The sequence below is a fragment of the Streptomyces sp. NPDC002537 genome, assembly GCF_053594975.1.
The window spans coordinates 21,782-28,843 of the sequence record NZ_JBSFWT010000092.1 but is presented as its reverse complement, the minus strand read 5'-3'; the positions used below and the strand labels follow the sequence as shown (position 1 = coordinate 28,843).

Sequence of the window (7,062 nt, the reverse complement as noted above, 5' to 3'; positions counted from 1 at the left end):
AGCACCCGCAAGGAGGAGATCCTCCTCGGCAGCGAGGAGCTGGCGATCGTCTGGAAGCTCCGCCGGGTGCTGCACGCGCTCGACTCGCAGCACGCGGACCGCGCCGAGCTGGGCTTCCCGCCGGTGTCCAGGATGGCGTCGGTGGCCGGGCCGCCGGAGGCGGTCGCCGATCTGATCGCGTCGTCCGAACTGCCCGCCGGTACCGAGGTGCTGGGCCCGGTGCCGCTGCCGGTGACCGTGCCGGGCCGCCCGCGGCGCGCCGGCGACCCGCCGCCGGGGGAGCACTGGGAGCGGGCGCTGCTGCGGGTGCGCCCCGGTCAGGGCGGCGAGTTGGCGGCGGCGCTCAAGAAGGGCCGCGCGGCCCGGCTGGCCCGCCGCGACGGCGAGCCGGTGCGGCTGCGCATCGACCCGCCGGACATCGGCTGACGTCCGTACGGCCCGCTCTCGACGGCCGGTGCCGGCTCAGCCGTTGCGCGGGCCGGGGAACGCGGGGGGCCTCGGCTCCTCGCGCGCGACGGAGGGCTGGCCCGGCATCGTCCGGGCCGCGGGGACGACCGGCACGGCCGCCGGCTCCGCCGTGCGGACCGCCTCCGTGCCCTCCGCCGCGGCCTGCCCGGTGGACCGGCGCGCGCCGTAACGGCGGTGCACCGCCTGCTTGGTGACGCCCAGCGCCGAACCCACCGCGTCCCACGAGAAGCCCAGCGAGCGGTCGAAGTCCACCGCGGCCGTCACCAGCGTCTCGACGCTGTCCCGCAGCTCCTGCGCCAGCCGGACGGTCGGCGCGGGAGCCCGCCCGTAGACGACGAAACCGGCGGACGGGCCGGTGCGCCGGGGGCGGTAGACATTGCCGAGCTGGGCGGTGAGGGTGCGCAGGGCGTCCACCTGCCTGCGGACCCGCTCGATGTCCCGGACCAGAAGATGCAGGCTGGCCCGTGCCTGGGCGTCGTGGGTTGCGTGGTCGGCCATGAAGAAGCCTCTCGGACCGGCGGGGTAAAAGGACTAAAAAAGGGCGAGAGTTGACAACCAACGGAAGCGGGCCGCGACAGCGGCCCGTCTCGGTCAATCTCTCTTGACCACAACGCGCCACGGCCCGCCGGGTCACGGTATGGGGGCGCACATCCTCCGGAATGGGGCGCGGGACGGCCCGTACGCCCCCTGCACGTGAGGCCCCTAGACTGGTGGGCTGTTCCGTTCGGCGCTCGAGGAGAGGTAGTTCGTCACCCATGAGGCTCGTCTTCGCCGGTACCCCCGAGGTCGCCGTCCCCGCCCTCGACGCCCTGCTCGCCTCCGGCCGGCACGAGGTGGCCGCCGTGGTCACCCGGCCCGACGCCCCCGCCGGGCGCGGCCGCAGGCTGGTCGCCAGCCCCGTCGCCGAGCGCGCCGAGGAGGCGGGCATCGAGGTGCTCAAGCCCGCCAGGCCGCGCGACGAGGACTTCCTCGCCCGGCTGCGGGAGATCGCGCCCGACGCCTGCCCGGTCGTCGCCTACGGCGCCCTGCTGCCCAAGGCCGCGCTGGAGATCCCCGCGCACGGCTGGGTCAACCTGCACTTCTCGCTGCTGCCCGCGTGGCGCGGCGCCGCCCCCGTCCAGCACGCGATCCTCGCGGGCGACGAGGTCACCGGGGCCTCGACGTTCCTGATCGAGGAGGGCCTGGACTCCGGGCCCGTCTTCGGGGTGCTCACCGAGGAGGTCCGGCCCACCGACACCAGCGGCGACCTGCTGACCCGGCTCGCCTTCGCGGGTGCCGGGCTGCTCACGGCCACCATGGACGGCATCGAGGACGGCACCCTCAAGGCCGTGCCCCAGCCCGCCGAGGGCATCACCCTCGCCCCGAAGATCCAGGTCGAGGACGCCCGGCTGGACTGGTCCGCGCCCGCGCTGCGCGTCGACCGCGTGGTGCGCGGCTGCGCGCCCGCGCCCGGCGCCTGGACGCTCTTCCGCGGCGAGCGGCTCAAGGTGATGGCGGTCTCGCCCGCCCCCGGCCGCGACGGCCTCGCCCCCGGGGAGATCGCCGCCGCGAAGAACTCCGTGCACGTGGGCACCGGTTCGCACGCGGTGGAACTGCAGTGGGTGCAGCCGCAGGGCAAGAAGCCGATGGCTGCCGCCGACTGGGCGCGGGGAGTCCGGATCGCGGAGGGCGAGCGGCTCGGCTGACCGCTGCCGCGGCGGTCGCGCCTACGGGGGTGCCTCGTGCGGCCGGTGCGCGGCTGCGGGCCGTTGTGGCTGGTCGCGCAGTTCCCCGCGCCCCTTACGGGGCGCGTAAGGTGGGTTTTCCGTACCTCAGCACCCGGAGCACCTTTCGTGAACGATCAGGCCCCTCGCCGCCCCGCAAGACCGCACCGTCGGCCCAAGAAGGACCCGGTGCGCATCCTCGCCTTCGAGGCGCTGCGGGCCGTGGACGAGCGGGACGCGTACGCGAATCTCGTGCTGCCGCCGCTGCTGCGCAAGGCCCGTGAGAAGGGCAAGGAGAACGGCGGCATCGACGCGCGCGACGCCGCGCTCGCCACCGAGCTGGTCTACGGCACGCTCCGCCGCCAGGGGACGTACGACGCGATCATCGCGTCCTGTGTGGACCGGCCGCTGCGCGAGGTCGACCCGCCGGTGCTGGACGTCCTGAGCCTGGGCGCCCACCAGTTGCTGGGGACGCGCATCCCGCCGCACGCGGCGGTGTCGGCGACCGTCGAGCTGGCGCGGGTCGTGCTCGGCGACGGGCGGGCCAAGTTCGTCAACGCGGTCCTGCGGAGGATCACGGCGCACGACCTCGACGGCTGGCTGGAGAAGGTCGCCCCGCCCTACGAGGACGACCCCGAGGAGCACCTCGCCGTCGTGCACTCGCACCCGCGCTGGATCGTCTCCGCGCTGTGGGACGCGCTGGGCGGCGGCCGCGCGGGTATCGAGGACCTCCTCGACGCCGACAACGAGCGGCCCGAGGTCACCCTGGTCGCCCGCCCCGGGCGCGCCACCACCGAGGAGCTGCTGGCCGCGGTCGGCGAGGAGTCGGCGCTGCCCGGCCGCTGGTCGCCCTACGCGGTGCGGCTCGCCGAGGGCGGCGAGCCGGGCGCGCTGGACGCCGTGCGCGAGGGGCGGGCGGGCGTCCAGGACGAGGGCAGCCAGCTGGTCGCCCTCGCCCTCGCGAACGCTCCGCTGGACGGCCCGGACGGCCGCTGGCTGGACGGCTGCGCGGGGCCCGGCGGCAAGGCCGCCATGCTCGGCGCGCTGGCCGCGCAGCGCGGTGCCGCGCTGCTGGCCTCCGAGAAGCAGCCGCACCGCGCCCGGCTCGTCGAGCGGGCGCTGGCCGGGAACCCCGGCCCGTACCAGGTCATCGCCGCCGACGGCACGCGTCCGCCGTGGCGGGAGGGGACCTTCGACCGCGTCCTGGTCGACGTGCCCTGCACGGGGCTCGGCGCGCTGCGGCGGCGGCCCGAGGCGCGCTGGCGGCGCCGCCCCGAGGACGTGGCCGGTTTCGCCCCGCTCCAGCGCGATCTGCTGCGCGAGGCGCTGCGGGCCGTGCGGGTCGGCGGCGTCGTGGGGTACGCGACGTGTTCGCCGCACCCGGCGGAGACGCGGGCCGTCGTGGACGACGTCCTGAAGCGGCCGGGGGCGACCGCGGAGTGGATCGACGCGCGGCCGCTGATGCAGGGCGTGCCGGTCCTGGGCGAGGGCCCCGACGTGCAGCTGTGGCCGCATCTGCACGGCACGGACGCGATGTACCTGGCGCTGCTGCGCCGTACTGCCTGATCCCGGGCCCGGCGGCGGCCCTCAGTAGTAGCCCTTCCCGCCGTCGAGCAGCTCCCGGACGATGTCCAGGTGGCCCGCGTGCCGGGCGGTCTCCTCGATCATGTGCAGGAGCATCCAGCGCAGGGTCGCCGCCCCGGCCCGGAAGTCCTGCTGCCGGCCGGTGTCGTCCAGCCCGGGGGCCGCGATGATCTCGTCCGAGACGGCGCACTGCGCGATGTACTCCTGGAGCAACCGCTCCAGGGGCACGCCCTCGGCCCGCATGTCGGCGTCCTCGGGCCCCTCGTCGAACTGGGGGCCCGTCGCGGGGCGCCCCAGCAGCATGACTTCGAACCAGCAGTGTTCGACCCACCGCATGTGCGCGACCAGGCCCGCGGCCGTCATCAGGGGCGAGGTCGGGATCACCACCCGGTGGGCGTCCGCGGCGGACAGCCCCTCGCACTTCCAGTGGATGACCGCCCGCTGCATGTCGAGCCAGGACAGCAGCTGCGTCCGCTCGTCGGCGTCGTAAGGGGGACGGATGCGCGGGGGAGACGTCATGGAAGGACGGTAGTGGCGCCGTCCCTCCCCGCGCCCGCCATTTTCGTCCGGGCGGTGGCCGGTCCCCTCCCACCTGCTGCCCGTGCGCGTGGAGGGCCTAGGCTTGCAAGGGACAGCCCCTGTCCGGCGGCCCCGCCGGGCGCGGGACCATGGGGCTCGGCGCGACCAGGTGACCCCGTACAGAGAGTTTGGAAATGGCCCAGATCAACCCCAGCATTCTCTCCGCGGATTTCGCGCGTCTCGCCGACGAGGCGCAGGCGGTCAAGGGTGCCGACTGGCTCCACGTCGACGTGATGGACAACCACTTCGTCCCCAATCTCACGCTCGGCGTGCCGGTCGTCGAGTCGCTCAGCAGGGCCACGGACACCCCGCTGGACTGCCACCTGATGATCGAGGACCCGGACCGCTGGGCGCCGCAGTACGTCGAGGCGGGCGCCGGGTCGGTCACCTTCCATGTGGAGGCCGCGGCGGCGCCCGTGCGGCTGGCGCGGGAGATCCGGGCCAAGGGCGCCCGTGCGTCGATGGCCCTCAAGCCGGCGACGCCGATCGAGCCCTACGAGGACCTGCTGCCCGAGCTGGACATGCTGCTGATCATGACGGTCGAGCCCGGCTTCGGCGGGCAGGCCTTCCTCGACATCATGCTCCCCAAGATCCGCCGCACCCGTGAGCTGATCGACCGGCACGGTCTCCAGCTGTGGCTGCAGGTGGACGGCGGGGTGTCGGCGCAGACGATCGAGCGCTGCGCGGAGGCGGGCGCGGACGTCTTCGTGGCGGGCTCCGCCGTCTACGGTGCGGAGGACCCGGCCGCCGCCGTACGCTCCCTGCGGGCGCAGGCGGAGCGGGCCACGGCGGGCGCGCCCCGGGCCTGCGCGCACTGACCCGGTCCGGTGCCCGCCCCGAAAACCCGGGGCGCGGTGCAGGGCCTGATCAAAGGGCCGCCGTTTCTGACAGGATGACGGTTGAGTCCACAGCTTGAACACAGAAGTGAGGAGACCGTGGTGTCGACGGGCCGTTCAGCCACGCCAATGGGACCGGCCGAGCTGGTGCAGGCGGCGGCCATGGCCCGCCGCTTCTACCTCGAGGGCAAGTCGAAGATCCAGATCGCCGAGGAATTCGGCGTGAGCCGCTTCAAGGTGGCCCGGGTGCTGGAGACGGCCCTGGAGCGGGACCTGGTGCGGATCGAGATCCGCGTGCCCGCCGAGCTGGACGCGGAGCGCTCCGACGCGCTGCGCGCCCGCTACGGCCTGCGGCACGCCGTGGTCGTCGAGTCCCCGGCCGACGCGGCCGACGACGCACCCGACCCCGAGAACCTCGGCGAGGTGGCGGCGGATCTGCTCGGCGAGCTCGTGCACGAGGGCGATGTCCTCGGGCTCGCCTGGGGCCGCTCCACCATCCACATGGCCGCGGCCCTGCACCGGCTGCCGCCGTGCACGGTCGTGCAGCTCACCGGCGTCTACGACGCGGGCACCGCCGAGCGCGGCTCGGTGGAGGCCGTGCGCCGGGCCGCGCAGGTGTCCGGCGGCGAGGCGCACCCGATCTACGCGCCGATGCTGCTGCCCGACTCGGCCACCGCGGCGGCGCTGCGCGGCCAGACCGGCATCGCGCGGGCCTTCGAGTACTTCGACAAGGTCACGGTGGCCGCGGTGTCCATCGGCTCCTGGGCTCCGGGCATCTCGACCGTCTACGACATGCTGGGCGAGGAGGAGCGGGCGCACTACGCCTCGCTGGGTGCCGCGGCAGAGATGTCCGCGCACCTCTTCGACGCCGACGGCCGGCGCATCGGCCGTGACCTCGGCGAGCGCTGCATCACGGTCGAGGCGGACCGGCTGCGGCGCATACCGGAGGTCGTGGCGATCGCGGGCGGGCTGCGGAAGGCGGCCGCGATCGGTGCGGTGCTGCGGTCCGGGCTGGTCACGAGCCTGGTCACGGACACGGCCGCCGCGGACTATCTGCTGCGGGAGACGGGTCCGGGCCCGCGCCCGGCCCTCGACCGGGCGGACCCGGACGGCAGTTGAGCCGTAGCCGGACAACCGATCGCGGGGCCCTCGGCTCCGGGCATTCGAACGCCGGGCGGGCTGGATCACGCATCCAGCCCGCCCGGCGCTTTTTTATGCCACTTTTTATGCCGCAGGGGCCTCAGGACTCGGCGGACGCCTTGCGGCCCGTGTAGTGGCGCGTGGCCCGGACGCGGTTGCCGCAGCGGTCCGAGCACCAGCGCCGGGCCGCGTGCGAGCGCAGGAACAGCCGGGTGCAGCCGGGGGCGCCGCAGATGGCGATCTTCTTGGCCTCGGCCCCGGTCAGCAGGTCGGCGCCGTCCTCCGCCAGCCGGGTCAGTGCCGCGTCCACGGGATCTCCCGGGCCCGAACGGGTCAGGGGATACGGGCCGTCGGCGGACCAGCCGAGCGCGCGGGTGCCGGGGGACGCGGCCAGCGCGTCATTGATCCGGTCCAGGCTCCCGGGCTCCGGGTGCGCACCCGCGACGCGCGCCTGGAAGAGGTCGCGCAGGGCCGTGCGCAGGCCCCGCAGCCGTGCGGTCTGGTGCGCGTCGGTGTGTGTGCCCCGGGAGACGAGTCCCTTTCGGGCCAGCCAGGCGTCGGCGGCCGCCGGATCCGTCAGCCCGTCGTACGGACCGCTCGGCAGATTGAGCTCCGTGTTGACGAGGGCGAGCGAGCTGAAGAGGTCCTCGCCGGGCGACGAGGTCGGGGAGGCGTGCTGGGGAGCATCCATGGCTCTCATGGTAACGCTTGTGATTTCCCGTGAGACTGAGTAGTCTCCACCTCGCGATAAC

The 7,062-nt window shown here is 74.6% G+C and carries 7 protein-coding genes and 1 pseudogene; 5 read left to right on the top strand and 3 right to left on the bottom strand.

Annotated features, from left to right (window positions below):
• Positions 1-426: pseudogene (locus ACWD4A_RS29920) on the top strand (hypothetical protein); the annotation flags it as partial.
• A 36-nt stretch (positions 427-462) separates the two neighbouring features.
• On the opposite strand, the gene ACWD4A_RS29915 reads toward ACWD4A_RS29920, so the two are convergent.
• Positions 463-966 carry a hypothetical protein gene (locus ACWD4A_RS29915; RefSeq protein ID WP_451198709.1) on the bottom strand — a complete coding sequence of 168 codons (504 nt, stop codon included), beginning with the start codon at positions 964-966 and terminating at the stop codon, positions 463-465.
• A 257-nt stretch (positions 967-1,223) separates the two neighbouring features.
• Between ACWD4A_RS29915 and fmt the strand changes: the two genes are divergently transcribed.
• Together fmt and ACWD4A_RS29905 are read left to right on the top strand one after the other, a co-directional pair.
• Positions 1,224-2,153 carry a methionyl-tRNA formyltransferase gene (fmt, locus tag ACWD4A_RS29910; RefSeq protein WP_451198708.1) on the top strand — a complete coding sequence of 310 codons (930 nt, stop codon included), beginning with the start codon at positions 1,224-1,226 and terminating at the stop codon, positions 2,151-2,153.
• A gap of 147 nt (positions 2,154-2,300) precedes the next feature.
• On the top strand, positions 2,301-3,737 hold the full coding sequence (locus ACWD4A_RS29905) for an RsmB/NOP family class I SAM-dependent RNA methyltransferase (RefSeq protein WP_451198706.1): 1,437 nt from the start codon (positions 2,301-2,303) through the stop codon (positions 3,735-3,737).
• A 21-nt stretch (positions 3,738-3,758) separates the two neighbouring features.
• Here ACWD4A_RS29905 and ACWD4A_RS29900 read toward each other — a convergent pair whose 3' ends face one another.
• Complete coding sequence (locus ACWD4A_RS29900) at positions 3,759-4,274, bottom strand: DinB family protein (protein WP_451198705.1); 516 nt, start codon at positions 4,272-4,274, stop codon at positions 3,759-3,761.
• Between the two features lie 194 nt (positions 4,275-4,468).
• On the opposite strand from ACWD4A_RS29900, the gene rpe reads away from it, so the two are divergent.
• Together rpe and ACWD4A_RS29890 are read left to right on the top strand one after the other, a co-directional pair.
• Positions 4,469-5,152, top strand: a complete 684-nt coding sequence (gene rpe / locus ACWD4A_RS29895) for a ribulose-phosphate 3-epimerase (RefSeq protein WP_451198704.1) — start codon at positions 4,469-4,471, stop codon at positions 5,150-5,152.
• A 147-nt stretch (positions 5,153-5,299) separates the two neighbouring features.
• Positions 5,300-6,289: a sugar-binding transcriptional regulator gene (locus tag ACWD4A_RS29890; protein ID WP_451198703.1), complete on the top strand. Its 990-nt coding sequence runs from the start codon at positions 5,300-5,302 to the stop codon at positions 6,287-6,289.
• Between the two features lie 121 nt (positions 6,290-6,410).
• Here the strand turns inward: ACWD4A_RS29890 and ACWD4A_RS29885 are convergent, their stop codons facing one another.
• Positions 6,411-7,001 carry a CGNR zinc finger domain-containing protein gene (locus ACWD4A_RS29885; RefSeq protein ID WP_451198702.1) on the bottom strand — a complete coding sequence of 197 codons (591 nt, stop codon included), beginning with the start codon at positions 6,999-7,001 and terminating at the stop codon, positions 6,411-6,413.
• Positions 7,002-7,062 lie beyond the last annotated feature (61 nt).

What these genes read in the sequence shown, in the direction of transcription:
- ACWD4A_RS29915 (WP_451198709.1), bottom strand. Translation starts at nt 966, where the DNA reads ATGGCCGACCACGCAACCCACGACGCCCAGGCACGGGCCAGCCTGCAT.
- fmt (WP_451198708.1), top strand. Translation starts at nt 1,224, where the DNA reads ATGAGGCTCGTCTTCGCCGGTACCCCCGAGGTCGCCGTCCCCGCCCTC.
- ACWD4A_RS29900 (WP_451198705.1), bottom strand. Translation starts at nt 4,274, where the DNA reads ATGACGTCTCCCCCGCGCATCCGTCCCCCTTACGACGCCGACGAGCGG.
- rpe (WP_451198704.1), top strand. Translation starts at nt 4,469, where the DNA reads ATGGCCCAGATCAACCCCAGCATTCTCTCCGCGGATTTCGCGCGTCTC.
- ACWD4A_RS29890 (WP_451198703.1), top strand. Translation starts at nt 5,300, where the DNA reads ATGGGACCGGCCGAGCTGGTGCAGGCGGCGGCCATGGCCCGCCGCTTC.
- ACWD4A_RS29885 (WP_451198702.1), bottom strand. Translation starts at nt 7,001, where the DNA reads ATGGATGCTCCCCAGCACGCCTCCCCGACCTCGTCGCCCGGCGAGGAC.